Source organism: Nisaea nitritireducens, assembly GCF_014904795.1.
Classification (GTDB): Bacteria; Pseudomonadota; Alphaproteobacteria; order Thalassobaculales; family Thalassobaculaceae; genus Nisaea; species Nisaea nitritireducens.
In genome coordinates, this window is record NZ_JACZFS010000077.1 from 1 (window position 1) to 26833 (window position 26833).

A 26833-nucleotide genomic window follows, 5' to 3' on the forward strand; every position below is an offset into this window, starting at 1 on the left:
GTGCGATTCTTGGCAGAGACGAAATCCTGGGCGTTCAACATTCAAAACGTGTGCTGCTTGATGACTCCATCGTTCCCCTCTTCGCGGCCGAGCTGACAGCCATCGAACGATATTGCGTGGGGCTACGAAGACAACATCGTGGGCTTTACACAGAAGATTTGAACTCGGATGTCCTGAATTATCTGGGTCCCAATGTGAGGGTGCATATTGCATCCGCACCACAGAATGAAGCCGATGCGATCTGGCTTCATTGGGATTCAAGTGCGGAGATTTTGGGCGGAGAAGATATTGCCGGTAAGCCTGTTTCATATGCGGGCGATGATCGTTTTGCCGAAGAAATTCATCAAGACATAAGGATAGCGCGTGAATCGGGGATTCCCTTGTTTCACGCCATCTATAGGCAAGGAATAATTAATGATCGCGATGGTCCGTTAACGCGATTTTACTTCCGGCTATTGCATCGCCTTCAGCGCCGTGACGGCGGTTTTGAAATTCTTTGGGCTACAGTCCGCAAGAATCATGAGACGGCCCGCTATTTCTTTCCGAACCTGGTCGGCCGATGACCACACGAGGTTAAGGGATTCATCATGCCCGTGCTTTTTTATGAAAATTGACCCGAGTGGATTCGCATTTCCGTATCCAGACATCGAACGGAAGCGACCGCTTGTCAGCATTTCGTCCCTCGCCTCACCTGCTTGATAATCAACTCCGGCATGATCGAGGCAGATCATAGCGATTAAGGTCATAAACCACGCTATACGGTTCCCCTGCTCCAAGCTGTTTAAACCGCCGCGATATCCGATCAGGCCCTTAAGCGTCAGGATTCCGGCGAGGTCTGTGTGCCAGGTTGGATCATCGGTCGTATGATCGCAGTAGAGTGGTAAAAATTGCTCTATGTCGTGCACGAGATCTTCGGTTTCGAAGCACCGCCATGCCATGCAGCACAGCAGCTTGTCTTCGTGGTTGAACAGGGCGCCGTAGGTGCCCGGATTGTCCGGTTCGTAAGCGGGGCGAAATCCCGGATAGACATGCCGCCCGTATCCGGCCAACCGTGCGGCAAACCGGTGCATATCGTTATGTATTTCGAGATATATGCCGCCAGTCTCCAAAATATCGAGTACAGGCCGGAGTTTTTGGAAGAGCGCGGGATCTGATGTGTGCATTTATCGTTTGGTTCGGGCCTAACAATTTAGGAAGCATCGCTTTGTTGCCCCCTCCCCTCGCCTCCCCTCCTCTGGTTGGCCGCTAATTAGTCCAATGTATTGCAGGGGTTTTTGGCGGCGTAAAGGATATCAGCCGGATCGGTTTTCCATGACGGTGTTCTTTTCGCGCCGACCGTAAAAACCCAGATCCAAACATATCCGATATGCGAAAGATAACCGATAACATAAAGATATCGGTTATATACAACCTATCTCCTATCCGATAGATAATTGATACCTTGTAGATACCGCATATCTCTTCGATATGTAATAATATAAAGATATCGACTATCTGTTAGATATCAGGTATGGACTTAGTATGAGATACCTAATAGATATCACCTATCTATCCGCTACGTTAAAGATAACGGATAACGCATCTGAGAGGACGAGCGAATGCCTACAGTCTGTTTTGCGAATTCAAAAGGCGGGGCGGGCAAGTCCACGACGACGCTGATCATTGGACAAGTTCTCGCTGAAGCGGGCAAAAAAGTCGCAATCCTGGATGCAGATCCAAACCAGCCCTTGGCAAGCTGGGCGGAGAGAACCGGGGACAGTATCCCGGATGAACTAAAGATCATTGCCGGCGTCACGGAAAAGAACCTCCTCGATATACAGGAGGTCGAAGCCGAGGAGAGCGATTTCGTTCTGATCGACCTGGAGGGCACGGCCTCTATCGCTGTGAGCTATTCGATTAGCGTATCGGATTTTGTGGTGATCCCGTGTGGAGGGACACAACTCGATGTCGATCAAGCAGCGCGGGTCATTGCGTTGATCCGCGATAGTGAACGCACTTCAAGACGCACCATTCCTTACTCGCTGATGTTTACCCGCGTAAGCCCGGCCATCGTGCCAAAAGACCTTCGTCACATCGTAAATGAATTGGAAAAAGCTAACATTCCAACCTTTACCGAAGCCGTGACGCAGAGATCGGTTTATTCGACGATTTTTCAGACCGGCGGGACGATCTATCAGCTTACGAAAGAAGACGCGTCAGGAATCGACAAGGCCATAGCGAATGCAGAGGCCGTCGCCCAGGAACTCATTAACAAGTTGGTGGAGGTCAAAAATGACTAAACCGCGAGCAACAATCGATTTTGGAGGTATGAGCTTCGAAAAACCGAAGCCGGATGCATCGCTGATTGAGCAGAGGCCAACTGTAGAGAAGTCAGAAAGTCGCCGAACTCGCGATACTAGACCGAAGAAGGTGAACCCGGAGACCGGGAAGGGCAGGGGGGCAGCAATTGCGTCACAAAGAGCAGCAATTGAGAACGGATTTGTGCCCCGAGCTGGAGAGGTGGTCGATGGGCGCACGCTGCGTTCAAAAGGAGTGCGCGTTCAATTAAACATGAAGGTGCCGCCAGAATTCCGCGACAAGTACCAGATTGCCGCTGCGGATAAAGGAATGACCAATGGTGAATATCTAGAATGGTTGTTTCTAAACCAACCAAGCTAGGGGCCGTTCGGAAGCAGCATCACGCTCTCCCTATATTGATAGCCCGTCCATAAGAGCCCGATGATGGAAAGTTGGGTGCGTTAGGCTACGCACGAAAAGAGTGTGTATCGGAATTTGGCCTTAATCCTTCTGACTTTGGCAGAGAAATTATCCACAGGCGGATATCAAAGGATCGGCAAAAAAAAGGCTGTTAGATCGTTAGATTCTAAAGTTAGAGAGTTACGCCTTTATAGGCCGTTGATCTTATTAGCCTTATTCCGCCTTTTTGTGAGTGATGTTCTGAATATTCGTGATCGATGTTCCGAAGACAGTGTGATCGATATTCCGAGGATATGTGATCAATGTTCCGTGCCGATATGTGAGTGATATTCCGAATTTTTGTGATCGATGTTCCGAATAAAATGTGAGTGATGTTCCGTGTCACTCTAGAACGGTAATTCCTTCTTTCGGACGGAAACTGATGATCATATTTTCATTTTTTTGGTACCGGCGCGTGACCTCGTGCGTATCGGTCGGGGGCCCAGGTTTACGTTTCGGATCAAATGAGGCGGAAATCGAGTAAGAGGGCAGGGGGTCTGCATCTATAATTTTGAGAATGTTGACCTTGAAAAAACGTAACTCCGTTTGAGAACCGCATTTTTTCCATAGATTTATCAGAGAGATATCCCAGCGAGGCTGATGCCCGCAATGCTTCCGCGCCAGCTCGTATAGGCGCCGTTCGACGCCGCCCTTGAGCGAGAAATAACGCGAGTCAATCGTGAGTACGGTCCTGTCTTTAGTCAGTGCCCGGAAAATCCACTCGTTCAGTGTGACTTCTATCGCGGCCATGCGGTCTTTGCCGCTCGGTGTCTTCCGTTCAACAACACGGGCCGATTCAATCCACGAAAAAAACCGCTTCTCTTCCTTCTCGCCGGTCTTGATCGTGGTTCTGATAGCTGTTGACTGGAGGCGGTCGAGAGCGTCTTGAAGGAGCTGATAAGATCGTTTGCCTTCTCCGCGCCGGGCCAAGCGTAGGAAGTCATATGCATGAAACTGAATCGTTCGCTCGGGGGTAAGACCTCGCTCGATCTGCTCATTTATCAGTGATGAGCAATATATCATCACGTCTTTGTCCCAGATCGTCGCTATGCCTTTGTGACCTGGCCGGACCTCAACATGAATCCCGCGCTTTGGATCGTCATAAATCATGGGGTCCATCCTCGCGCGCTTTGCGAGCGCGAAATGAGGAAATTCCATGATGTCCCGCTGATCCTTGATCGGCGCGTCGATAATGGAGCTGAGGAACAGATCTACTTGATCGTTTGAAGCCATGGCGAATTGTGAGTGATGTTCCGAATTTTGTCATCAAGTGTGAGCGATGTTCCGAATTTCTGCGGCTCTAAACGTGTGTGATGTTCCGAATCTAAGAGTGAGTGATGTTCCGAATCGCAATTCCGACCGGGCCAGCTAGCACGGGCACACCAAAACGATCACCGCTCAATCCGCTTTCTCGTCTTGTTGGCAAGCGAATGGTCGGTTGTGCTTGGTGGTGGCGTTGAGGAGAGGGGCCACGGTTCGGCGTAGCCGTTAGATCCGTGGCCTGTCGTTGATCTTAGGCGATCGGTCTTTGCCGTGGAATCACGGCTATTATAAATAATATTGGTGTTTATAACGGGATCATTCTTTTGGACCCTATCCCCAAAAGAAGAAGAACCCACCAGATCAGCCGTTTTGCGTCCGGTTGTATCGGTCGCCTCGATAGACGCAACCAAGAGCCTTGCATCAACTATTGTCCAAGTGTTTGGGCCGTTCTTCGCACCATTGATGCGGTTTTCGGCGCGGGTAATGTACCCGGCCCGAGCGAGGCGGGCGACGGCAAGATGGGCCGTCGAGCGAGCGACACGGGCCATGTTCGCAATCGGTGCCATATACATGGTCCAACTCTCCCGGCCCCGGCTCAGAAGGATAAGGGCTAACAGGATTCTCCTGTCGGCCGGCGAGAAATGCGCTTCTTCAAGGACAGGGGAGGGGATCACGGAGACGGCAAAGGAGTCAGTCTCGCGAAGCTCGCGGTCGTCCCAGCGGCTTTCACGGCCAGGACGGCGGCGCTGGCAAGAATAGACATATGCGCGGAGAGGGGAGGAGCAGCGGCGCCTGAAGCCTCGGCGTAAGGATGAGTCGGACAGCCCTGGTAAGTTCGCTTGACGATGCCTCTCCGGGAGCGCAGCGGCGTCCGTCCATGATTTCCACTGGTCTAATGTGGGCTCCTTATCAGCAGTCTGCTGCATAAACGCCATGCGTCTATTTGCGAAATGGGTAGCCATACTCATTCACGTCTCTCCTGTAAGCAGGAGGCGTGTAAAACCAGGACGCAGAAAAGGGTGGCGAACCAGCGCTTTCTTGCTTGACACTCTGAGGGGAAACATGAAAACTACGACTGCGACATCGTTATTAGTTTTCACGGGCCGTCCCTTTGGGGGCGGCTTTGTGTTTTAGGGGTCCTGGATTACACGCTCCTCATATGGGTGAAAAATCAGCCCCGTTTAAACGACGCTGAACACAACATATTACCGCTTCCTCGACCGCAACCACAAACGACGCACGTCAAACGATTGGAAACATGGGTGTTTCTTTTCGTTGGCTTCCCGTAGTGCACTGTAAAAATTTGGAATCGGCATGACGGTTCCATGTCAGTGATTGCAGGCAGAAATATATAATATATATATATTGAACATTTTGGAAAGATAGATTATTGATGATCGAGAGAGGTCAGTTTGAACCTAATCGTTGCGGGAAGAGCGGGCCAAGTGAGTTACAGCGGTCGCGATAACACGGCCAAGGGACAGTCCGGCCTGGTTCGCCAATTTTACGAGAGCCTCATGAATATCAGGATCAAGGTAAACGGCAATGGCCCGGTACTCCACATTAACGGGAGTCATGACAAACTGAACTGACGAAGCATCAGGGTAATAATCAAGGAACGATTGTGCCGACGCGTCGTAATACTCGTACTTACGCGAGTAATTTGACTTCACGTAATCATCAATCAATCGCCAATCGTCGGCACTAAACCGAATCAAATTACTAATTCGGCCCTGGGCATTCGGCACTCTTCGACTCATCGATTCATTCGACCTTCGTGGCGTCCAGTCTCTAGGCAAAGCGGAATGTGTATCACAAGCGCTCACCAGAGGCAGGAAAATAAAAATCAGGGCAAGGGACAAACAGCAAAAACTTTGCATCGGATTGGATTGCACGCATGAGTTCAAAAAAAATCGACTGGGGGATTGGGAAAGTCGAATTTACAGCCCTTTGGCCCGAAATTAAGAGCGGCTTGGATAGAGGGCGAAAAGTTGTGGATGTCTACGATGATCTGGTCGGAAAAAACCGACTAACTATGAAAATCCAAACATTTTACACGCACTGCCGACAATCGCGGAACCGTGACGACAGGTCGGATGCGACGAATGTCGAAATAGAGGCCGCAGCCGCAGGAGCCGGAGACACTCACAGAGCGACGAAAACGGACGCCAGCCCCCGCGTTCTCAAGACCAAACCAACGCGGGACGTGAGCACGTTGAAAGCAGTAAGCGGCAATCTGCTCGCTCCCGCCGCTGAAGCGGAGGAGGGCCACGACGATGGCTAGGGTTTTTATGACCCTGCAAGGGAAAGGCGGCGTCGGTAAATCGTTTGTCGCATCTCTGATAGCGCAACATTTCCTGGCGAGAGGCATCAAACCTCAGTGCTTTGACACTGATCCAGTGAACCAAACTTTTGCATCGTACAACGCGTTTGACGCCACACGATTTAAGCTTGGTGAACGCGTTGACCAGATCGATCAACGGGCCTTTGACGGGCTCATAGAGGAGATATTACCGGCAGATGACGAGGCGGTGTTTGTAGTTGATAACGGCGCAGCCACGTTTCTACCGCTTGTTAACTATCTCGCAGAAAATGAAGCCGTGTCGGTTCTGACAGAGGCCGGGCATGAGGTCGTTCCAATTTCGATCCTCACGGGCGGCCAAGCGCTTACAGATACCGCCACAGGACTAAGCCAACTGGCACAACTTGTTCCAGATGTGCAACTGCTCGTGGTTTTGAATGAATACTTTGGGCCAGTCCAATCGACAGGCGGCAAAACGAGTGTCGGGTTCACGGAAACGCGGCTCTTCAAAGACCTCGAAGCCCGTATCCGCTCCGTTATTGTCCTTCCGGTCGTCACTGCGGCGACCTATGGGAAGGATCTCGAAGCGCTTCTGTCGCAGCACCTAACATTCGCTGAGAGTGCGAGTGCTGGCGGTCTCTCCGTCATGGCGCGGCATCGGCTAAAAACCTATTGGGACAAGATGGATGCGGTTCTGCTGGAAGCGGGGCTGTAATGGGCGACGAAACGCTCAACAAGAGTGCCGACCTACCGGCCCCCAAGTCAGTCGAAGAACTGCGCCAGCATCTCTTCGCAAAGCACAATGCAGCCGTAGATCATGATGACCCGGTGCTGCTGCTTTACTCTATTTTGCGTGTTGGTCTGGACGAACAAGACCAGTACCAGCGGGCTTATACGGGCATGATTACGGAAGCATTCGACGCGGGGGCCAAAACTATTGTGGACCGACTGCAAGAATCTGTACCCCAACTCAGTGAAGAAATAGCCAGTAAGATTATCGCCGCGAACATTGGCGCCGTAGAACACACGGGCGTCATTATGGACCGCACGTTGTCGGCACACAGGCGATTACTACGTTGGACGGTCGTTCTTATTTTCGTTGGCGCGATTAGCGCAGCGACAAGTCTTTATGTCCTTTTTTCCATACTGTCATGAGGAGCGAAGTAATGAGGAAATTCTGTGGTCACGGTGCGGTCCGAATTGCCCTGATTGTCGGAGCGGTTTTGATCGCGACACCGGCAATGGCACAGGACGCGAGTTGGGTTGAGCCCATCACCGATTTCTTGGATGTGCTGACGTCTGGGCTGGGTCGGCTCGGAGCTGCGGTCCTTGGGATCGGGATTGTCGCTATCGGGCTCTGGGCGGCGTGGACCGGGCGAATGGATTGGGGGCGTTTTGGGTTCGCGCTGATTGGCGGAATCCTTGTGATGGTCGGCCCCGAGCTAGTCGATTCCTTGTTCGGGAGTTCGTAAGAAATGAGGACTTCCAGCGCGATCCTTCTTCATACACAGCGTCCACCAATGATGTTCGGGTTGCCGCCTGCGCTCGCCCTGCTTGTTGCCGCAGGGGTCGGTCTCAGTTTTGCGGTCTGTGTTCTGGCTGGTCTGCTTCCCGTTAGTTTGATTGTTGGTGTAGTGGTTGGCTTGAGCCTTTGGGTCTGGTTCTGGCGGCGTGTGCGAGAAGACATTCACTTTGATCGTGTTCTGTTGAAGACGCCCCGATTTTGGCGTGGGAAGCAGGATAGAACACTGGTGGCAGGGCGGGGCATCCACTGATGGGGTGGGGCACCGTCTTTTCGACGCTCGCGGTAGCTGGCCTCGTTGGAACAGTGGCGGTGCCGGCACTGCGCCGCCGTGCCTTCGGCGATGTGAACGCGGATTGGCTTGCCGGTGAGCTGGAGCTTGATCGGATCGACCCAACGAGCGCCACCATCCATAACAAGAATGGTGCGCTAACGAGAGTCTGGAGGCTTGAGGGGACAAGTTACGATGCAAAGCTGGACCAGGAGCAGAAGGCGTTGCACGTAGCGCGGACAAGCGCGCTGATCGAGCTATCCAAGAAGGGCGCCTTGGCCCTTCGCTTCTTCGCCATAAAGCGACGGCGCCCCTTAACAGTCATTGGGGATTGGCCGAACGATGGTCTCAGCGAAATCGCCGATGCAGAAAAACAGCGATATATAGCCAGTTACCGGGTTGACTGGTTTGTGATGGTCTCGGGGCGCTCGATGCAAGCGCTCGAAGAAGCGGAATTGACGATCACAAACCAATTGGCGGCGTTTCGTCCGGCATTGGTGCAGGGAGCGGCAAACATTGACGAGCCGTGCCCGCTGACGGGATTCCTCAACGGCCTTGTTTGCGGCGAGTATTTCGAGGAACTGCCCGCACGATCCGCATCTCTTGCCGGGAGTCTCCCGGCAGCAGACCTACGTTTCGATAAGTCAGGATTGTTGCACACGGAAGGCAGTACAAAGGCCGTTCATAAAGTCATTGCTGTCCGAGAGTGGCCGGAGGCCGTCTCGGGGCTGCTCTTAGCAGACCTTTTGGCGATAGAAGGCGATCTGGAAATATGCCAGATCGTAGAGCCGTGGGAACGTGACCGCGCGGCATTCACGTTCAAGCGGCAACAACGGCAAGAGAAATCAAATATTTTCTTTCCTAACCGCGCTCTCGCAGAAGAAACAGAATATCTACTGAACCGGCTCGCGGAAGGGGGTTTCGCCCTTTACGCGTCACAGTTTCAAATTGTAGCGACAGCGCCGGACGAAGAGGAGCTTGATGCGCTTCTCAAAAAGGTACGCGAAGTTCTCGGCGATCGTCGGGTGAACGCGTCTGTAGAGACAGAAGGAGCGCCCGCGTGTTGGTTCTGTCGGCTGCCGGACGTTGTTAAGACAGGTGTGGCGGGGCCAGGTGCTGGTTTGCTCCGCCCTCTCACGGTTACAGATAACGCGATAGCGGCATTGTGGCCGTTTATATTTTCACCAACGGGTCTAGCTGAAAGCCCGTTCGGTCCTGCGCCAGTGCGCCTTTTCCAAACGCGCGTAGGGCAGGCGTATAATTTTCAGTTTCACATCGCAAACAAGGAAAAGGCCTCCGGCCACTTCCTTGTTTTCGCCCCTACGGGCGGCGGCAAGACCACGTTGATGCTCCATCTTCTTTCGGGTCTCGCCAAGTTCGAAGGCGTCCGGTCGTACCTTCTGGATTCCAAAGACGGCGCGCGTTTCATGGTCGAGGCCATGGGCGGGGTCTATCAGTCCTACGAAAAAATGGCGATGAACCCGCTCGATGTCGGGGGGGATACGTTATCCAATCGAAACCGCGTCCTTACGGCCCTAAAACTCCTCGCGGGGGACGCTGCATATGACGATGGCGCTGAAGACATTCTGCGGCATGCCGTGGATTTGGTTTTCCTAGCCGAGCCGCCGCACCGCACACTGAACGCAATCTTTGAGCACGCCTTTCCACGCAACACAAAGCTTCGGCGGCGTATGGGCCTCTGGGTGGTTGACGAGAAGGGTAATCGAGGGTCGCAAGCGCACGTGTTCAATGCGCCTAGCGATAGCTTAGGCGGGACGCTCGATCACTTCATGGTCGGGATTAATATGAATGAGGCCCTGGATGACCCGCAGCTAGGCCCGCCCGTTGTGTCGCATATCGCAAGCGCTGTGAGTCGGCCAGCACCGGGACAAAAGGGTTTTGCACTCTTCATTGACGAGGCGGCAAAGCTGCTCGGGAACAGAGCATTTGAAGATTTTGCGGCCGAAATGTACCGCGAATATCGAAAGCTCGGCGGCGTTGTCGGGCTCGCATTCCAAGACCCTACCGCGTTGTCTGAATGCCGAAACAGCAAAGCCATAATCGATAACACGGCGACGATGATCTTCCTGCCGAATGCAAACACTCGACCGGCGAGTTTTGAGGCGTTTGGGCTGAATGATGAGCAACTGGCGTTCGTGACCGGCCAGGCCATCAGGCCCGGCCGCCGCGAGGCCCTGATCATCAAACGCGATTCAACAACTGGATACGAGGAAACAGCAATCCTCGATATCGATCTCGGATACCTCGGGGACGCGCTGCGCTTCTATGGCAGCGGGCCGGACAAGAACAGGCAGGTAGACGAACTCAAAGAACGATGGGGGGACCAATGGCAACGTCATCTTTAAAGAGACAGGCTTTGGTGCATACCCTGCGGCGCATACTTCCACGCGCCGCAATTGTCCTGGGGCTCATGGTGGCGGTTCCAACGGCAGGATATGCGGCTCTGGCGGTAGTCGATCCCGCAGCGATAACGAAGTTAGCCGAGCAGTATAAAAGAATGAAAGAGCAGTTGGATGCGGCGCTCGATCAAGTGGATCTGCTCAAGGATCTCAACGCGGTCAGTGATGCAATAAGCACCGCAACCGATGAAATCAACGAGGTCACAAAAGAAATCAATGATGTCACAAGGGAGATTGCGGACGTGTCAAATGACACGTTCGACGCAATAGGCGGGGCGGGGTCGATTACTGTTCCTACCGTCAACCTCGAAAAACTTGTCGGTAATTTGAACAGCGATGTCGTTTGCATGCTGAATCGGCTCGATGTTGAGTACCCAACTCTCGGTTTTGAGAACTTGAATTTTGGCAGTATTTGCGCCGGGCGCAGCGCGTACAAGAAGGCGCTATTCGTCCAACCCGATCAGGAACGACCGAGGACATGGGCGGCAAGATCAGACGATTTAAGAAAGGTGCATCAGCGCCGCCGCGCTGTGGCGAAAGAGGCTGCGGTCTCCGGACTTTCTATGGCGAAACTGAACACCACGGATGTTCCAGAGACGAACGGCCGCGCCGTGCAGGAGTTGCAGTCAAGCGTTAGTGCCGCAACAACACAAAACCAGCGCCTGGCGGTAATCGCTCAAGGAATCGTACTGCTTGCGCAGCTACAAGTTCAAACAAATCAAATGCAGGCGAAACTTCTTGAGATTGAGGCCGCATCATTGATGGGAACAGCCGTTCCGCCTGCACCCGATGACATTGAAGAGGGCCTAGAAACGGGAGACGACCAATGATCTCCTTATTCGGCCCGACTGACGGATCTAATGGTTTTCTCGATCTTACGAATCAGGAGTGGGTCAGCCCAAGCGGGTATAGAAAGACAACTGCCGGAAAAAATATTCAGGTTAGAAACCCGCTCGCACTCAACCTCGGAAAAAACACCCCAGGGCGTCGGCTCAGCACCGGGGATAAGGCCCGCCGGAGTGACCCAGGAGGAAATACCTGCGACCTCAATCTGCTTCCACAAATCAATCAACGTTATCAGGTCGAAGAAAGCCTTTCGGTCGTCATAGCTCGGATCGTTCTTGTATGCCTCGACCTTCGGCCGAGTTGGCGACCACCATCCAAAGGGCTTCCGCATTTCGTATTTGAGCTCATCCAGCTCATCACGCGTCTTGATGCTGCTCCACCAATTTTTTGCGCGCTCAAAATCGTAAAAGCTCTGCTCCGTGATCCTTTCCTTGGGTCCAGCGGCCGAAACGGCACGCACTGGAGTCACCAAAAGGCAGATAATCATGAATGAGACAATTACATGCTTCACCTGTCCTATTGTTAATGAATATGTCGAACTTGCGGGTAATTTCACAGAAAATCTTAGTGAAACGCTCATACCGGCAATGTGGATTGCATTTGGCTCTTTAGCGTCATTTTGGATTGTTATACAGGGCATCAAAATTATCCTTGGTTCTTTAGATGTCGGCTCTTTCGCCCGCGAGTTTATTTACATTATTATAGCCGCCGGACTGTTGGCGGGGCAAGGGCCAGAACTGGTAAATGGCCTCTATACCGCGTCACTCTCTACGGTGTCGGGCGCCGCCGCGACCGTACTTTCGGCGGGAGCATTAGCAGACGAAACGGGTGTTTCGATTGAGAACACCGCCGCCAGCGGAACGAGCAAGATTGCAAATCTCGATGGCATGACGGCGTTAGTAGAGGCAGCGGAGAAAGGTATCTTCAAAGTATTCAAGATGGTGGAGGTTCTAATCGAGTCCTCATCTGGTTGGGGGCCGAATGTCGGCGCCTTTGTGACTGCCGTTTTGATTTTATTGCCTTATGCACTTTTATTGATTGTGTATTTTGCTCAAGTAGTTGTGACAATTTTTCGTGTAATGGCGATCTGCGCCCTCTCACCAATAATCATGTTGATGGTGGGTTTTAATTTCAGTCGCGGAATGTTTGTTACTGCCCTCCGCACTTTATTTGCGAGCTTCATGGTTTTGTATGGCGCAACCATCGCGCTCGCCGTGTGTCTATACGGCGTGGCTTCTATGGACATTGCCGCTGAACCCTTCAATGAACGAGAAATTGAACTCTTCCTCGACTGGAGCAATCCGAGGCTCTGGGTAACGATCATGTTGGGGTGGCTTGGTACCGCATTTATGGCGGAAGCAACCTCGATAGCGAATTCAATCTCCTCCGCAAACCTAACCAATCAAGCGGCAGCGATTATTACAGCGGGCACGACTGCGACGGGTCTGACGATGCTCCGGCACGGTAAAGGCCGCGCCAGCCAGGCTTACCGCAGAGGCCGGACGCTGGTTGGAAACGCTTTTTCTTCAAGCGGGGGGAGCCAAAGCGAGGGCCAAAGTGGGAGTGAAAGTGGCGACGGTAAGTCCACCAGCAGCACCACGGAACCGGCTGATCACGTCAAAGATCCCGGCATTGACAATTCTCAAAAATAGAAAGGACCGAAGAATGGATAACACCAAGACAAGGCGGGTGCGATTGCTCGCCGTTGTGGTCGTCGGAGCGTTGATGGCGGGTTGCGCAGCAACCGAGATGCCAGAAGACAATGACGGGTCCGACGAGATGCGTAAGTCGCCTTGCGCTTGTTATCAGTTGGAGTACGAGCCGAGAGGTATCCAATGGAAGAGGGTGTGAGCAAACCGGCAGGGGTCGGGTCGGTCGCGGCATCCGATCCCTACAGTCATGACGTGGCGCATCGGCGCCTCGCGTTCGCGTTCAGATGCGTGTCAATCACATGCGTAGCGCTCGTCGGTGCGGTTGTTGTCCTCGCGACCGGCCTTGCGGAGCTGGGACCACTCAAAACAACCGAATATGCGCTGGTCCGCTCCTATGGTCCTGACGACCGACTTTACCGGATCGAGCCAATCACTCAGAAGGTGGATGGATTCGAGCTGCTGCTTGAGAGCCAGGCGCAGACCTACACCAAACTTGTGCTCGAAATTGACAAGCCAACACAGGAAACCCGCCACAGAGACGCCATGCTTATGACGGACGGCCGTTTTTGGAAAAAACTGCGACAAAACCGTCTTCAAACGAAGGAAATGGCGCGAGCCCTCAAAGACGGACTCGAACGCAAAATTCATGTTCTGTCCGCCAACAAAGTAGAGGGCCGGGAGAGCGGCTATCTGATGGCGGTCGAGTTTGAGCAGGTGGATTCCAGAGGCGAGAAAGAAATCGGCCGGAAAAAGCTGCAAGCGTATCTGTCGATGGAAACACGGCCGGGCGAAGTGCGGGAGTCGGATCGGTACATCAATCCGCTGGGAATCTTTGTCACGGACATGGTTGTGAAGGGGCGTATGTAATGCAGAAGAAAACCTTTGCCGTGTGGCTAGGAGTGTTGTGTCTCGCGGGATCGCAAGGGGCCAATGCGCAAACGGTTTCGCAAGGTCAAACGAGAAATACGGCTTTGCCGAATCAGACGGCGCAAGTGACGAGGCTGCCGGTTCCAGACTCTGTGCTCGAACAGGCGCGTGAGCAATTTGACGGTGATTATGGTCAATTGGTCCGCCCGCGAAGCCCCGGCCAAACGCAGAGAGCATGGGACGAAAACGACGCGACCGACGCCGTACATACAGCAGCGCTTTGCGACGGCTGTGTCTATAAGATGCGCGTCCGAGAGTGGTTTGTTTCATTGATCCAGCTCCCAGAGGGGGAGCGGATCGAAAGCGCGGACGTAGGCGATCCAAGCGGCTTTACGGTTGAACGCCGCAGCGATAACCGGCTGATGGTAAAGCCCTTGGGTGCTGGCTATGACAGCACGTTGGTCGTTTATGGTGAAAGCGGGCGTATCTATCCGTTCTATCTGCGAGCGGAAGGGTTCAATTCGACCAACACGCCAGACGTGATTTTCAAAATTGAGGGACGGGTGCCCGACATCGATCGGCTGGCAACTCAGGTGGTTTTTGAGCCGCATGGGGCGACCGATGCGGCCGAGCAAGAAATGCCCGACATTCGGCCGGAGAGTACAGGCGAACGCGAAGGGAATGATCTGGACGAAATTGTCAGTGACCTTCAAACGACTGAACCAGAGACCCCGGCCGAGGATTTCGTAGCGAATGTGGAGTTTGATCCCGCCAAGCTGCGGGGCTTTGATCAATACGAGATGTGGGGGGATGACGATACGCTCGTCCCGGAGCGGGTCTATCGTGATGATCATTTCACGTATATTGACTTCGGCGACAAGTGGAAAGACATGGAATTGCCGGTCGCATATGTCGTGGTCGATGACATTGACGAGACGGTAAACACACGCGTTCAGGGGCGTGTGTACATCGTGGAAAGCACACGCGAGCTGATTACGCTCAAGTCCGGAAAAAGCTTCCTTTGTATCAAGTATAAAGGGGAGTGACATGAGCGTGGTGTGTGATATCGCTCTTGCGGTCGGCCTCACTCTCAACGGCCTTTGTGCGGCGGATGTTGTTGAGAAACCGGGTTTCGAGCTGCCGGCTGACGATGAGGCGGCTTATGCTCTGCCAGTCGCCCCGGTAGAAGTACCCAAAAAGAAGGAACCGCCGCGATTTCCGCCGATTGTCATCCGTGAAGCGCCGCCGCCGCCCGTGGTTGTCGCGGCTCCTCCTCCTCCTCCGCCCCCGCCGCCCGTGATTGTTGCGGCGCCGCCCCCGCCGCCGCCGCCAGATCCTTTGGTAAGCGCACTAGAGCGGTTGTATCAAATCGGATCGCTGGGAAACGTAAGGCGGGAAACACGGGTTATCCGAGCGGCAACGAAAAAAAGTGAGCCGCTTGATTTTCCCATGCCGGTCGCCGAACCAAAGACCCCGCTCGGCCCTCCGCCGATGGCGAAAGAAGCGGATTATGAGGGAGACAGGCGGACATCCGGGTATCCAGTAGATAACAGCAGGATTCTTACAGCGGATCGGTACATAACGGTCGTGCTCGAAACGGGAATCAACAGTCAAATTGGGGGCGGCGCGGCTGGAACAATCAACGTGCAATCCGCGAGAGACGTATTCGGATATCACGACCGAAACGTGCTGATACCCAAAGGGTCTCGGCTCATTTGCAGTTACACATCGCCGGAAGATGTTGGCTCATCCCGGCTGGCAATTGAGTGTGAGCGAATTCTGATTGCAGGGCACCGCGCAGAGATTCGAAACCTGAATTCACTGTTGGCCGATGTGCAGGGGCGGTCTGGAACGTCAGGCGAGGTCGATAACCGTTTCGGAGAAAGATACGGCACCGCATTCCTGCTTACAGGTATTTCAACAGGTGTGAGCTTAGGTGCGGGCCTAGCTGCGTCAGACAGTGAGGACGAAAGCACGTCGCTGCAATCTGGTCTTGATGCGGGCGCAGCGGAGCTGTCGGAACGGCTCGGCGAAATCAGTGCGGGCGTACTAGAGCGAACGCTTGAGCTGAAGCCGATTATCACGGTCCCGCAGGGTACACGGCTTCAGATCCGCCCGCGCACCGATTGGTACATTGCGAAGATGGAGGACCAAGAATGAACGTAAATATATATTATTTACATATTATGTTTTTAGCGGCTTTACTTGGGGCGCAAGTTCAGGTCCCAGCAAACGCACAAACGCAACAAAGGTCCGCAGGCGCTGAAGCGTCCAGCGGACTTGTGGAGGAAATGAGCGAGCAGGCAAAAAAGATCGATATCGAAGTCCGCCCGGTCTCGTCCATTGAGATCCCGGAACACGATGCGACTTCGTTCGAAATGAACTTCGACAAAGTGCCGGATATCCCTCCGGAGCTTACGCAAAATGTGACCGTTGACGCATACACGAGATATGTTGATGTCGATGGTCAAAGAATTGCGCAATTGGTCCTTTCCGGGGTGCGCAAGGGCGAGAGGGCGGAAGCGCTCACAACCGATAACTTCTATTCGCAGTTTCAGATCGAAGAACCCGCCCTGGAAAGTACCAAAGAGGTCATTGTCGAGGGAGATCATGCGGAGCTGCTTGAGGCGCTGACACGGCTCGTTGTTGACGAAGAAGAGGGCGATCAGACAACCAACACGGCAGAGTCAAACGAGCATCAAAATGTTGGTGGTGACGAAAACTCAAAGCGAACAGAAAGCGTCGGGAGTAATAGCGGCGGCAACGAGGATGCAGCGGCTTACACGACGCCAGAACCAATCATTACCGAAGATGAACTAGAAGAAGAGGAGCCGTATGTTTTTACTGTTGATGTGATAACGGACGGATGTCCTATCCGGGTGGATATCGGACAGCTAACCGCATTTCAGCAGAGCAAGGTCATCACCAATGACAACGGGCAAAGAACAGAAACCCCGTGCGAAGACAGTAACGCGCAGTATCCGCTAGAGAGGTCCTACGCATCGTGCCCGGATAGGGTGGACATGGGTGCGCGTCTTGCAACGGCCCAATTTCAGCTTTACTACACCGGGCCGGGTGGCGAGCGCATCACGGCGCAAGACTGTGCGGACGATCCCGACAAAACATATAAAATCATCGAGCAGCATGACGGGTGCGCCGTTTATCTGGACTATGCGTCCTATCAAGCCGTGCCGTTGGCAACGCTCGCATATCTCAATGACGTAAATGCAACCGTAGAAGTGCGCGGCTGCGAAACGTCCGAGTCCAAAGCTGCTGTTCCGCTCGTACCGACAACAGACGGGTGCACGATCCGGCATGCGTTCAATGAAGACCTGTCATATCAGCAAGGTCGTTACCAATACACGCTTGAGGGCGTCACATGGGACGCTGGATCGTGCATTGATAATGGAACGACCTATTCGCATGTGCCTACCTTTACGGACGAAGGGGGACGGCGCGTTTGCGAGCCCATCGTAAATGAAACCTCGCAACGGGTAACACAGCAATATCGACTGCGGATCACCGTTGATGACGTGGATTCCTACATTACGGAATGTCGGCCAGCGACGGGCAATCTGGCTATTCAGAGCACCACAGACGGTTGCACCGATCCCGCGACGTGGGACCACGATATTTCAGCCGGTGTCTCCTATAACAAGATCCGCGAATATTACATGCGGAACGGTGCGCGTGAGTATATCAACGAATGCATCACCGGTACGCAGACCTACTCGCACAATTTAGAGCTTGCAGGCTGGCTTACAGACGATGGCTCGCTCACTGCGCAACGCCTGCACAAAATCTCTATCAACACTCCCTCGGGACAATATGTCATCAGTGAGTCTGAGCTGCTTTCTGGGGCGTCGGCAGAGCCCTATGTGCGAGACCGGGTAAAGCAAGAGCTTACAGGTGACAGCACTTATGAAGGGTGCGCGGCGATACGGGCGACCCGGAATATTGCGGTCTATAACCGCCCTGATACCTCTGAGTATTTAAAGGATGAAGGGGTGGGCACACCCATCCGAGAAGGCAATATCTGCCAGGAAACCAGCGGCGGCACGAGGAGCTACACGGTAGGTACCGAGCGGACTTGTACGCAAGCGAATCATGGCGATACATCGACGGTGACTATCTACACATACAACCTCGTGCGAACGGCAAGTAAGATCGTCACGACGAATGGTGAGACAGGCGTTGTCGTCTCTGTTGATTATTCGTGGGTCGGCTCGGCAAACAGATCCGGGGCAACCTCTCAATCGTTTTCTGACTGGACGTGCGGATCACTTGCGCCACAATACCAATCTGGCGTGTTCATGAATGGCGGGTTCTCTACCCCGCCAGCGTGGTAGCCGATCATGGATAGGCTCGGAGAACGCATTTTGGCGCCGCTGGCGCGATATTATGCCCCACCAGAAACTGTCGAAATGCGGATATCTCGGCCACACCATGTTGTGGTCGAGCGAAGAGGAGCGGGAAAGGAGGAATTCGAAGACGCGGACTTGTCGAGGGCGAAGATAGAATCCCTTGCTCGCTCATTAGCGAACAAGAACGGCCTCGTATTTGACGGAGAAGAAAATGTGAAGCTCTCCTGTGTACTAACAGGGGGGCATCGTTTCGAGTGCCTTGTTGGCAATTCCGCACAAAGCGGCGTCAGTCTCGCAATCCGGTGCAAGCACCCGTTTGAGCCAAGCTGGGACCAATGGGGCGTCTCAAGCGAGATCCAGAAATATCTAGAGGCCGCAGTCGCGTCCGAAGCCAACATTATTGTCTCCGGCGCGACCAATACCGGCAAAACCACGCTCCTGAATATGTTGCTGACAACGCTTCCGATTGATCGGCGTATTGTCGCGATGGAAGACACGCCGGAGCTTCATATAGACCGGTTTTATGACGGGATCGGCCTCCTCGCATCCCGCGAGGAAAAGAACGGGGCCGGAATGGTCGGCTGGCGTGAACTCTACGATCACACCATGCGGATCACACCCGATCATATCCTACTCGGGGAGATAAGCACTCAGAACGCATTCGCCGCCCTGGCTGCGTTGAATTCCGGCGTTACAGGCTTCATGTGCACGATCCACGCTGAAAGCCCCCATCAAGTCATTCATAGAAAATTTGATCAGAACGTCGCCTGGGCCGGGGCGGCAATGCCCCGCATCCCTGAATTCATCCAGGAGCTGATTGACGTGATCGTTCAGATCAAACGGTCAGCGGATGGATTTAGGCGCGTGACGGACATCTATGAGGCGCGGAACGGACGGTTTGTCCTGAAAGACGGGCAGGTGGTGGGGGAGGGTCTTTAGAGATGGTCCAACTCCGTTTGGTGCTTCTGGTAATTGCCATCGCAATGGTTCTCGCCGTCCTTGCGCAATGGTGGTGGCTTGTCGGGTTCGATCCATCAGATAAGCGTTGGTGGAGCTGGTTATTAGCAGTGGTCAAGGATAGCGGAACATCGCTCCCGGCCGGTATGGAAGCGGCAATGCTATATGCCGGAATTCCAGGTGTTTTTTGCATGGCCGCAGCCTCCGCAGGATTGGCGAAAACGGCAGCCAGAACAAAGTTTGGGGATTTTGGCGCCAAAGAAATCCATGGCTCGGCGGCATGGGCGAGTGCCGCAGACATTCGAAAAGCGGGGTTGTTCAGTAAACGGGGCATTCAGGTGGCCGGTTGGTCGCGTAGCATCGGCAAGTTGAGGCCCCTTCGGCACAATGGACCAGAACATATTCTGTGCTTCGCCCCGACGCGCTCGGGGAAGGGGGTGTCTCTAGTTGTGCCGGCGCTTCTTGAATGGCCGGATTCAGTCTTTGTGTTCGATATCAAAGGCGAGAACCACGCGCTATCGGCAGGATACCGCGCAAGCATCGGACAGCGGGTTATCCGGTTTGATCCGACCGCGCGAGCGGGAGATCGGTTCAATCCGTTGGCCGAAATCCGGATTGGCGACGGCGGCGAAATTCGCGATGCGCAATCCATTGCGTTGGCATTGATTGATCCGGATGGCCGAGGGCTCAAAGACCATTGGATGCGGGAAGGGGCGGCGTGGCTGTCAGCCGCCATTCTGCATGTGCTGTTCCGGAGCCGGATTTGTGTGGGCCAAGCCGCAAACCTGAACGATGTTCGGGAATTTCTTTCCCAAGTGGGTGATGAGGTAGACGCGAACGCGGAAGACCCTATGGACGCGATGCTGGACGCAATGGTGGCGTTCGAGCATGGCGAGCGGGCAATTGACCGCGAAGTGCATGGGGCCGCGAACTCTATGCGGATGAAAGATTACAAAGAGCGTAGCGGCGTTCACTCAACGGCATTGGCGGCGCTGCGTTTGTTTTCAGATCCGATTGTGGCGGCAAATACCGGCGCAGCCGATTTCGCGCTTAGTGATCTGTGCGGGGATCAGCCGGTCTCGTTCTACCTTGTAGTTCCTCCCTCGGACATCGACCGGCTGCGCCCGATCACGCAAATGATGATCGCCATGTTGGTCCGTCATTTGACCGAAGATTTCGAAGCGCGTGCAGGCAAGAGGAAGCTGCTTCTGCTCCTGGACGAATTTACCGCTCTGGGAAAGATCGAGATCCTGGAACGCGCCTTGGCCTACCTCGCCGGATATGGCGTGAAGGCGTTTCTCATCGTCCAGGACCTGGCGATGTTGCGAGGCGCCTACGGGCCGCATGAAGCGGTCAGCGGCAATTGCCATATCCAGATCGCTTTCGCCCCCAACGTCCTGGCGACGGCGAAAGTCATTTCAGAAATGGTTGGAAAAACGACTGTCGTCCAAAGGCGGCGCTCTGCGTCCGGCTCGTTGGGCGGCCGAAACTCGATCAATCAAAGCGAGACGGAAACCGGCCGACCATTGTTGACGCCAGACGAAGCGATGCGGATGGGCCGCCTGAGCACACGAGATCGCAGCGCAACGCCGGGTGAGGTGCTGGTGTTGGTGTCCGGATGTCGGCCGATACGAGCAAGACAGAAACTCTTCTTTCAGGACCGGGTACTACGCCAGCGCGCGGCGATCGCGCCACCAGTGACGAAACCACGTGACCGAGTAGGAGGATGACGATGGCTGACGAAAACGATGCAATTGCCGCATTCGGCGCCGCTCTCAAAGAACATGGGTTCAACTTAGAGGGCCAACCGATCATGGATGGCGAATGGCAACGCGCTCGTGTTGAAGGCGACAAGGGAAGCAAAAGAAGCGGCTCATATCGTGGCTTCCTCGATGGCGGAAAGCCGAGGGGAATCATCAATAACTTTAAGGGTGGTGATCCAGTTACGTGGGTCGGCGAGGGGGAGCAGGTTCCGCCAACCGTGTTCAAACGGCAGATGGATGACGCGAAGCGGAAGCGGGAGCAGCAAGAGAAAGAGCGCGTAGTAAAACAGCGTGAAGTCGCTCGGACTGCCTTTGGCATTTTTACAAATGCTGATCCAGCGCCGGCGGATCATCCTTACCTCGTTAAGAAGGGCGTGGAGCCTTATGGGATCAAGGTCGACCGGAACGGGCGTCTGCTCGTGCCGCTTCGTGATCGAGAAGGATTCCTGTGGAACTTCCAGTGGATAGATGGAAACGGCCAGAAAGGCTTCCTTGAGGGTTCGCGAAAGGCCGGCCTTTTCCATGTCTTGGGTGAGCCAGCAAAGCTTTCATGGCAGGGGCCCATTATCCTGGCGGAAGGTTATGCGACCGGGGCCACGCTTCATAAAGGAACGGGAATAACAACGGTCATCGCCTTTGACGGCGGGAATCTCCCGGCTGTCGCCGCAACGGTGCATGGCATGAAGCCAGAGCGATTCCAGATTATCGCGGCGGACGATGACCATAACGCCAAGGAAGATAATCCCGGACGCAAGGCGGCGGCAAAAGCTCTTAACGCTGTGAACGAGAAGGGCGGGGCGGCAATGATCATGGTTCCGCCTTTCTCGAATGAGGAAAAGAAAGCCGGTCTGACGGATTGGAACGATCTGGCTCTTAGTCGTGGGGACGCTGCAATCAAAGAAACCCTGAGCGACCCGCGTATTTTTGAGCGCGAAAGAATCCCTCCGCGCCAGGTCACGCGGGACGTATCGCAAAGACGATGCCGCGACTTCGGACTCTGAGAACGAATGGCGTCAAATCGATACGTGGCAAAATCCTACTTGGCCGAGAGTGAACAGCGAGAGCTTGCGAGGCTGTGCGGTCAGACCGGGCTTTCCCAATCAGAACTTATTCGGCGCCTGATAGTCGGCGCCAATCTCCCATCGCCACAAGATCGAGCGGGATGGTCGGACATCAAAGATATCCTCAAAGTGAATGCCGACATGGCGCGGTTGGGAAACCTTTTCAAGCTGGCCCTGGATGAAGAACAGGGCGCGCCGCGGACGCGAATGCTCGGATCGATCGCAAGCCAGATTGATGAGGCGAGGGGAGAACTCAAGGGGCTTGTGACAACGATGCGAGAGGTGTTGCAACCGATGAGGACGCGTCCGAATGATCGCCAAAAGGGTCGATAAGACAGATAGCATAGGCGAGGATTTCACGCGCCTTGGGGAATACATCGCCGCCGCGCGAGAGGTCGGTGAAAAGTTGGACCAGCTTTGGATCGGAAACTGTGCTGCAGGTGACAGCAAAGAAGATCTGGAAGCTGCGTTGGCGGAAGTGGAAGCCGTCCGCCAACTGAAGGGCGGCACCGGCAACAGAACCTATCATCTGATCGTATCGTTTCGAGACGGTGAAAGAGAGAAGCTAACGCCGGACGATCTCAAGGAAATAGCCAAGAGCTATGCCGATGCATTGGGATTCGGCGAACATCAGTATGTCGCCGGCACCCACATCAATACCGATAACTTCCACATGCACATCGCGTTTAACAAAATCCATCCGGAGACGGGGAAGATCCACACGCCGTTCCGGGATTTCAAAATCCTGGAGACAACCAATCGTGCGATGGAAAAGAAATTCGAGCTGACAGTAGATAGGGGAATGTCGGATCGGGAGGAGCTGCAGGGCGAACTCTCGCCGGCAGCGCGAGACTATGAGAGCGAAACCTGGGAGGTGAGCTTTCAAAGGTGGATGCTTGAGCAGAAGGAACCGATCATGGCCGTCCTGCAGGGCGCGGGCAGTTGGCAAGAGGTTCACGCGGGATTGGCGGATTATGGCGTCCGATTGCAACAGCGGGGAGCGGGATTGGTATTCCGTGACAGCGAGTTAAAACACTCAATGAAGGCATCGGCACTGGATAGGGCTGCCGGAGCAAAGCGACTAAGCGAGAGGTTGGGGCCTTTCGAGCCCTCAGACCAGCCGAGACCGGAAGGAGCCTCTGGCGACCAGCAGCCGGACGCCAAAGCGGGTGCTGTCTGGATTACAGACCACAAGCGCGCCATTGAGACAGCGTTAACCCGAAGCGCAACCTGGGAGGAGCTGCATGCGCAGCTTGATAGGGTTGGCATTGGCCTGAAGAAAGAAGACGCCGAACTCGTCTTTTATGAGAGACGGGGCAAAGGTGGAGAAGCGGTTGAGGCTTCGCGGATAGACGAGAAAATGGCAGCGCCAACACTTGAAGATAGGTTTGGCGAATTTGTAACGGCGCCGGAAGCGCTCGACCTGGCTGATGAACAAAAGCCGGGAGCGGGCGTATTTAGATCACGCATTTACCGGCCGCGCCCGCTTATGGCGATGCCGGCAGGGGCAAGATCACTATGGCAACGATATCTCGGTAAAAAACGGATCGTGCCGACCACGCGCGGGATAATAGCCCGAAATTGGAGAACGTTCCTTCAGACGGAAGCGGCTACGGACCCGCTTGCTTTTGTCATGGTCGTTGCGCAACGAGAACTCCTTGAGGAATTGCTACGGACCCTGGGAGGTGATTACGGCCGGGGCGGCGGCTCTCGCGGCGGCGTTCGATTCGAGTCGAACAAAGAATGGACAGAGCCGAGCCGATATCTGGATTCCGGATATGCGAAACATGGAACCAAGCCGGGTGAAGTAGAGGACGAAAGCGATGACAAAAAGAAATCGTTTTTCATCGAACTACTAAGCCCGCGAGGCACCAGATACCGCGTATGGGGCGTTGATTTCGAGCGGGCATTGAATGAGTCGGCCGTGCAAAAAATGGACCCCATCACCTTCGAATATGATGGTTCCAAGAAAGTCAAAGTGCGGAACAAGGACGGCGAGTTCGAAGATAAGCTGCGGCACCAATGGAAGATTCACAAAGTGCCGAAAGGACAGCTTATCAAACGGGCCACGCTGAAGCCCGATGACGATCAGATACGGATTGTGGATGACCTGGACGCGGACTGGAATAAGGCCAGCACAGTTCTGGACTATGGCATGGCTCCCTACAGCGGAGCGGCCGGAGAAAAAGGGGCAACCAAAAAGCCGCGTGATTCCTTCTTCATAAAGATGAAGAGCGTCAAAGGTCGCGTATTCATGATGTGGGGCGCGGATCTTGAACGGGCATTGAATGAATCCGGCGCTGAGATAGGTGACAAGATCGCAATGGAGCATCTGGGCGCCGAGACGGAAAAGCATCCGCGCACCGGCCAAGAGATCAAAAAAACGCGCTGGAAAATTCACAAGGTCGAGAAAGGGAAGTTGCTCGACCGAAGCACCCAGCAGCCGGAAGAAAAAAAACCAGCCATCAGCGACGCACCAATAGATCTCGACGCGGACTGGAAAAGAGCGAGCGTCTTGCGGAGCTTTGGCAAAGCCATTTATAGCGACCAGCCCGGGGAGACAGAGGCGGACGGGAAAGAAGGGACCGCAAAAAAGCCGCGTGAATCTTTCTTCATAGAGATGGAGAGCGCTTCCGGTCGGATCTTCAAAGTGTGGGGCGTAGACTTTGAGACGGCGTTAGAGGCGTCCGGCGCTGAGATTGGCGATAAGATCGAGATCGAGCACCAAGGCACCAAGACGGTAATGCTTCCGGACACGGGCCAAGAGGTCGAACGAAATAGCTGGAAGGTCCACAAGGTAGAAAAGGGCATGCTGATCGAGCGTGCACCGTCAGAGCCAAACCGGATCGAGCCACGAACAGCGGACATTGACGAGAGTGCTACAGCGCCAACGGCAGCCGCGCTTGTGCGCTTTATTGAGCACGGGCACGCGCCGTTTAAGAACGATCCCTCGAACCCGAAAAGCTACTACGTCACCGTCGAGAAGCCGGGCGGCCAACCTCACACCATTTGGGGTGTGGATCTCGAACGCGCCATAGGCGAGGCAAACCCGGCGCCTGGTGCGTTGGTTCGGATCGAGCGAACAGGTTCAACAAAGGTGCCCGGGCGCAACGGTGAGACGTTCGAGAAAAACACCTGGGCGGTGCGACCGGAGACAGGTCCGGAGATACATCGAGCACGATCTCTTGATTCCGAAAGGGACATGGACCGGTAACTGGCCCCAGTGCCGGCACAGTCGAAAGAACAGCATCGCCAGCCTCCCCTTTGCCCCTTCTGTTATTCCTGCTTAATCGAGCCAATGACCTGGTTGCGTTAGCCCTTGGGGCTAACGTGCAGCCAACGCACATGCCAAATCCAATTGGCCTTGCAGCAGCCCAATATACCCTCATTAGTAGTTTCATCACAGCTCGGTAACAGCTTGACCGATACGGTCAAGGTGCGTGATTCCGGCAGTAAAAATAGCTTTCCCGTTGAGCATGGCTTGCCATGCGAATAAGGGCAGGTACCGCCATCGGCGGCGTGAGGGGATTCTACGAGATTATTCGAGTAGGCCCACCTCACCTATCCTGCCAACGGGACAAGAGATAATTAGAGATTTGGGGGCAACTTCAATAATCACCAATAATTTTGACAGGGAACCATCAATATTTTCCCATAATCTCCGATAATTTCTCATAACATCGAGAATCATCAATAATTTCCAATAATCTTCGATAATCTCCAATAATTTTCCGGTCGATCTTCAATAATTATTGGAGATCACTCAGATAGGCAAAAATCAGAGTGGATGACTTCGATTTCAGCACCGCATAGTGAGCTGAAGCGGCGCGCGGGCCTTCTGTTCAGCATATGTCATGTCAGGAGTCTGTGCGTGGGGGAGACGCAAACACTAACTCGCTCAAGGGTGGTTTGTCCGCGAGCGCTTGCGATTGCGGATTACGCGTCCGGACCAGGGGGACGGTCGCGACGAGCGAAGCGAGAACCACCCGTATTCCAGGACAGGCAGATGTGCATAAAACCGGGTCTGATTACGCACTTTCTGTAATCCGCTCCCCATCCATGAAAGACAAAAAAAGAAAGCCTCAATCGCGTAAGACGGGGCTGCGGGAGAGTGCCGGTAACAACAAAAGCGGCCCCCCGAAGGGAGCCGCCGTCTGTCAGTTATAGCACCGGATCATCGCGCCCGGGTTTGGGGGGAGCCGCTATTCAGCGGCTTCCAGAAATTGGACTTCTTCCCCGTCGCTCGATTCTTCAACAGCGTCCGGATCGATGGCGGGGAAGGCCATGATCGGGTCCATCCAATTCTTTGCCATGTCGGCCCGCTCGGCTGGTGTATCTGACGGCACCGCACGGAACCACCCGGTGAGAAGTGCAACCAGATCGCCTTTTTTGGACTTGGCGACGGATTTTTCGCTGAGAGCAACCCCGCTCTCTACGGCGATTTCCTTCAGCCGGTCGGACTTATACCGTTTCAGGAATGTTTCGTCGGGAAGGTAGCTATCCCGCACGTCCGCGTTGACATCGATGGCGACAAGATTGTGCTCGTTTTCTTCTGTCTTGATCCCGTCCCCGGGCTGGTGGAACGTCACTGTAACGAGCAGTGAGTGAAGCCCTTCCAGCTCTTCATCCGTGAGGGACCGGATAACCTTGAAGATCGCGGCCTTGTCGCCTGAGAGTTTGAACAGCGCCCGAATAGGCTCTGTAATTTCGCCTTCTTCCGGATAATAGGCCGAGCGCAAGGCCGACAAACCGGCATCTCGGAACTTCGTCAGGAACGCGGCGGCGATCTCCTCGATGCTGTTCAGCATA

General features: G+C 54.3%; 25 protein-coding genes. 20 read left to right on the forward strand and 5 right to left on the reverse strand.

The annotated features are described in order from the left end of the window. From IG629_RS22055 to IG629_RS22070, 4 genes are all read left to right on the forward strand, one after another. On the forward strand, window positions 1–563 hold a 563-nt coding region (locus IG629_RS22055), incomplete at its 5' end, for a hypothetical protein (RefSeq protein ID WP_193174022.1). 324 nt (window positions 564–887) lie between these two features. Then, window positions 888–1154: a hypothetical protein gene (locus IG629_RS22060; protein ID WP_193174023.1), complete on the forward strand. Its 267-nt coding sequence runs from the start codon at window positions 888–890 to the stop codon at window positions 1152–1154. 444 nt (window positions 1155–1598) lie between these two features. Beyond that, window positions 1599–2279: a ParA family protein gene (locus IG629_RS22065; protein WP_193174024.1), complete on the forward strand. Its 681-nt coding sequence runs from the start codon at window positions 1599–1601 to the stop codon at window positions 2277–2279. Further along, window positions 2272–2658: a hypothetical protein gene (locus tag IG629_RS22070; protein ID WP_193174025.1), complete on the forward strand. Its 387-nt coding sequence runs from the start codon at window positions 2272–2274 to the stop codon at window positions 2656–2658. Before IG629_RS22065 ends, IG629_RS22070 begins: the two co-directional genes overlap by 8 nt. Window positions 2659–3078: 420 nt before the next feature. On the opposite strand, the gene IG629_RS22075 is transcribed toward IG629_RS22070, so the two are convergent. From IG629_RS22075 to IG629_RS22085, 3 genes are all read right to left on the reverse strand, one after another. Continuing rightward, window positions 3079–3969 carry a replication initiator protein A gene (locus tag IG629_RS22075; protein ID WP_193174026.1) on the reverse strand — a complete coding sequence of 297 codons (891 nt, stop codon included), beginning with the start codon at window positions 3967–3969 and terminating at the stop codon, window positions 3079–3081. Between the two features lie 158 nt (window positions 3970–4127). Beyond that, window positions 4128–4571, reverse strand: a complete 444-nt coding sequence (locus IG629_RS22080; RefSeq protein ID WP_193174027.1) for a hypothetical protein — start codon at window positions 4569–4571, stop codon at window positions 4128–4130. Window positions 4572–5417: 846 nt separating this feature from the next. Beyond that, window positions 5418–5747, reverse strand: coding sequence for a hypothetical protein (locus tag IG629_RS22085; protein WP_193174028.1), 330 nt, complete (start codon window positions 5745–5747; stop codon window positions 5418–5420). Between the two features lie 149 nt (window positions 5748–5896). Between IG629_RS22085 and IG629_RS22090 the strand changes: the two genes are divergently transcribed. The 6 genes from IG629_RS22090 (at window position 5897) to IG629_RS22115 (ending at window position 11344) form a co-directional block, all read left to right on the forward strand. Next, window positions 5897–6283, forward strand: a complete 387-nt coding sequence (locus IG629_RS22090; protein WP_193174029.1) for a hypothetical protein — start codon at window positions 5897–5899, stop codon at window positions 6281–6283. Beyond that, the gene (locus tag IG629_RS22095; protein WP_193174030.1) at window positions 6276–7016 is read left to right on the forward strand and encodes a P-loop NTPase family protein; all 741 of its coding nucleotides are present in this window, start codon (window positions 6276–6278) and stop codon (window positions 7014–7016) included. Before IG629_RS22090 ends, IG629_RS22095 begins: the two co-directional genes overlap by 8 nt. Then, complete coding sequence (locus tag IG629_RS22100) at window positions 7016–7456, forward strand: hypothetical protein (protein ID WP_193174031.1); 441 nt, start codon at window positions 7016–7018, stop codon at window positions 7454–7456. Before IG629_RS22095 ends, IG629_RS22100 begins: the two co-directional genes overlap by 1 nt. Before the next feature lie 11 nt (window positions 7457–7467). Continuing rightward, window positions 7468–7773 carry a TrbC/VirB2 family protein gene (locus IG629_RS22105; protein WP_193174032.1) on the forward strand — a complete coding sequence of 102 codons (306 nt, stop codon included), beginning with the start codon at window positions 7468–7470 and terminating at the stop codon, window positions 7771–7773. A 302-nt stretch (window positions 7774–8075) separates the two neighbouring features. Continuing rightward, window positions 8076–10460, forward strand: coding sequence for a VirB4 family type IV secretion system protein (locus IG629_RS22110; protein ID WP_193174033.1), 2385 nt, complete (start codon window positions 8076–8078; stop codon window positions 10458–10460). After that, window positions 10442–11344, forward strand: coding sequence for a hypothetical protein (locus IG629_RS22115; RefSeq protein ID WP_193174034.1), 903 nt, complete (start codon window positions 10442–10444; stop codon window positions 11342–11344). The genes IG629_RS22110 and IG629_RS22115 overlap by 19 nt, the downstream gene beginning before the upstream one ends. A gap of 5 nt (window positions 11345–11349) precedes the next feature. Here IG629_RS22115 and IG629_RS22120 read toward each other — a convergent pair whose 3' ends face one another. After that, on the reverse strand, window positions 11350–11820 hold the full coding sequence (locus IG629_RS22120) for a hypothetical protein (protein ID WP_193174035.1): 471 nt from the start codon (window positions 11818–11820) through the stop codon (window positions 11350–11352). Window positions 11821–11845: 25 nt separating this feature from the next. Here IG629_RS22120 and IG629_RS22125 point away from each other — a divergent pair, with 25 nt between their 5' ends. From IG629_RS22125 to traI, 10 genes are all read left to right on the forward strand, one after another. Further along, entirely contained in the window at window positions 11846–13012 is a 1167-nt protein-coding gene (locus IG629_RS22125; protein ID WP_193174036.1) for a type IV secretion system protein, read from the forward strand. A 183-nt stretch (window positions 13013–13195) separates the two neighbouring features. Next, on the forward strand, window positions 13196–13879 hold the full coding sequence (locus IG629_RS22130) for a VirB8/TrbF family protein (protein WP_193174037.1): 684 nt from the start codon (window positions 13196–13198) through the stop codon (window positions 13877–13879). Then, complete coding sequence (locus IG629_RS22135) at window positions 13879–14925, forward strand: TrbG/VirB9 family P-type conjugative transfer protein (protein ID WP_193174038.1); 1047 nt, start codon at window positions 13879–13881, stop codon at window positions 14923–14925. The genes IG629_RS22130 and IG629_RS22135 overlap by 1 nt, the downstream gene beginning before the upstream one ends. Window position 14926: 1 nt before the next feature. Further along, window positions 14927–16039, forward strand: coding sequence for a TrbI/VirB10 family protein (locus IG629_RS22140; RefSeq protein WP_193174039.1), 1113 nt, complete (start codon window positions 14927–14929; stop codon window positions 16037–16039). Further along, the gene (locus IG629_RS22145; protein WP_193174040.1) at window positions 16036–18228 is read left to right on the forward strand and encodes a hypothetical protein; all 2193 of its coding nucleotides are present in this window, start codon (window positions 16036–16038) and stop codon (window positions 18226–18228) included. The genes IG629_RS22140 and IG629_RS22145 overlap by 4 nt, the downstream gene beginning before the upstream one ends. A 228-nt stretch (window positions 18229–18456) precedes the next feature. Continuing rightward, the gene (locus IG629_RS22150; RefSeq protein WP_449867065.1) at window positions 18457–19182 is read left to right on the forward strand and encodes an ATPase, T2SS/T4P/T4SS family; all 726 of its coding nucleotides are present in this window, start codon (window positions 18457–18459) and stop codon (window positions 19180–19182) included. Between the two features lie 2 nt (window positions 19183–19184). Then, on the forward strand, window positions 19185–20930 hold the full coding sequence (locus IG629_RS22155; protein ID WP_193174042.1) for a type IV secretory system conjugative DNA transfer family protein: 1746 nt from the start codon (window positions 19185–19187) through the stop codon (window positions 20928–20930). Window positions 20931–20932: 2 nt separating this feature from the next. Continuing rightward, window positions 20933–21964, forward strand: coding sequence for a toprim domain-containing protein (locus tag IG629_RS22160; protein WP_193174043.1), 1032 nt, complete (start codon window positions 20933–20935; stop codon window positions 21962–21964). A gap of 39 nt (window positions 21965–22003) precedes the next feature. Continuing rightward, a complete protein-coding gene (locus IG629_RS22165) occupies window positions 22004–22357 on the forward strand; it encodes a plasmid mobilization protein (RefSeq protein WP_193174044.1) in 354 nt (117 codons plus the stop codon). Continuing rightward, on the forward strand, window positions 22335–25238 hold the full coding sequence (traI, locus tag IG629_RS22170; protein ID WP_193174045.1) for a TraI/MobA(P) family conjugative relaxase: 2904 nt from the start codon (window positions 22335–22337) through the stop codon (window positions 25236–25238). Before IG629_RS22165 ends, traI begins: the two co-directional genes overlap by 23 nt. Window positions 25239–26226: 988 nt before the next feature. On the opposite strand, the gene IG629_RS22175 is transcribed toward traI, so the two are convergent. Beyond that, window positions 26227–26833 (reverse strand): hypothetical protein (locus IG629_RS22175; protein WP_226887022.1); only part of this gene is annotated, 607 nt, incomplete at its 5' end.

Excerpts from the sequence above, each read along its gene's own strand:
- IG629_RS22065 (WP_193174024.1), top strand. The coding sequence starts at position 1,599 with ATGCCTACAGTCTGTTTTGCGAATTCAAAAGGCGGGGCGGGCAAGTCC.
- IG629_RS22070 (WP_193174025.1), top strand. The coding sequence starts at position 2,272 with ATGACTAAACCGCGAGCAACAATCGATTTTGGAGGTATGAGCTTCGAA.
- IG629_RS22075 (WP_193174026.1), bottom strand. The coding sequence starts at position 3,969 with ATGGCTTCAAACGATCAAGTAGATCTGTTCCTCAGCTCCATTATCGAC.
- IG629_RS22080 (WP_193174027.1), bottom strand. The coding sequence starts at position 4,571 with ATGTATATGGCACCGATTGCGAACATGGCCCGTGTCGCTCGCTCGACG.
- IG629_RS22090 (WP_193174029.1), top strand. The coding sequence starts at position 5,897 with ATGAGTTCAAAAAAAATCGACTGGGGGATTGGGAAAGTCGAATTTACA.
- IG629_RS22095 (WP_193174030.1), top strand. The coding sequence starts at position 6,276 with ATGGCTAGGGTTTTTATGACCCTGCAAGGGAAAGGCGGCGTCGGTAAA.
- IG629_RS22100 (WP_193174031.1), top strand. The coding sequence starts at position 7,016 with ATGGGCGACGAAACGCTCAACAAGAGTGCCGACCTACCGGCCCCCAAG.
- IG629_RS22105 (WP_193174032.1), top strand. The coding sequence starts at position 7,468 with ATGAGGAAATTCTGTGGTCACGGTGCGGTCCGAATTGCCCTGATTGTC.
- IG629_RS22110 (WP_193174033.1), top strand. The coding sequence starts at position 8,076 with ATGGGGTGGGGCACCGTCTTTTCGACGCTCGCGGTAGCTGGCCTCGTT.
- IG629_RS22115 (WP_193174034.1), top strand. The coding sequence starts at position 10,442 with ATGGCAACGTCATCTTTAAAGAGACAGGCTTTGGTGCATACCCTGCGG.
- IG629_RS22125 (WP_193174036.1), top strand. The coding sequence starts at position 11,846 with ATGAATGAGACAATTACATGCTTCACCTGTCCTATTGTTAATGAATAT.
- IG629_RS22130 (WP_193174037.1), top strand. The coding sequence starts at position 13,196 with ATGGAAGAGGGTGTGAGCAAACCGGCAGGGGTCGGGTCGGTCGCGGCA.
- IG629_RS22135 (WP_193174038.1), top strand. The coding sequence starts at position 13,879 with ATGCAGAAGAAAACCTTTGCCGTGTGGCTAGGAGTGTTGTGTCTCGCG.
- IG629_RS22140 (WP_193174039.1), top strand. The coding sequence starts at position 14,927 with ATGAGCGTGGTGTGTGATATCGCTCTTGCGGTCGGCCTCACTCTCAAC.
- IG629_RS22145 (WP_193174040.1), top strand. The coding sequence starts at position 16,036 with ATGAACGTAAATATATATTATTTACATATTATGTTTTTAGCGGCTTTA.
- IG629_RS22155 (WP_193174042.1), top strand. The coding sequence starts at position 19,185 with ATGGTCCAACTCCGTTTGGTGCTTCTGGTAATTGCCATCGCAATGGTT.
- IG629_RS22160 (WP_193174043.1), top strand. The coding sequence starts at position 20,933 with ATGGCTGACGAAAACGATGCAATTGCCGCATTCGGCGCCGCTCTCAAA.
- traI (WP_193174045.1), top strand. The coding sequence starts at position 22,335 with ATGATCGCCAAAAGGGTCGATAAGACAGATAGCATAGGCGAGGATTTC.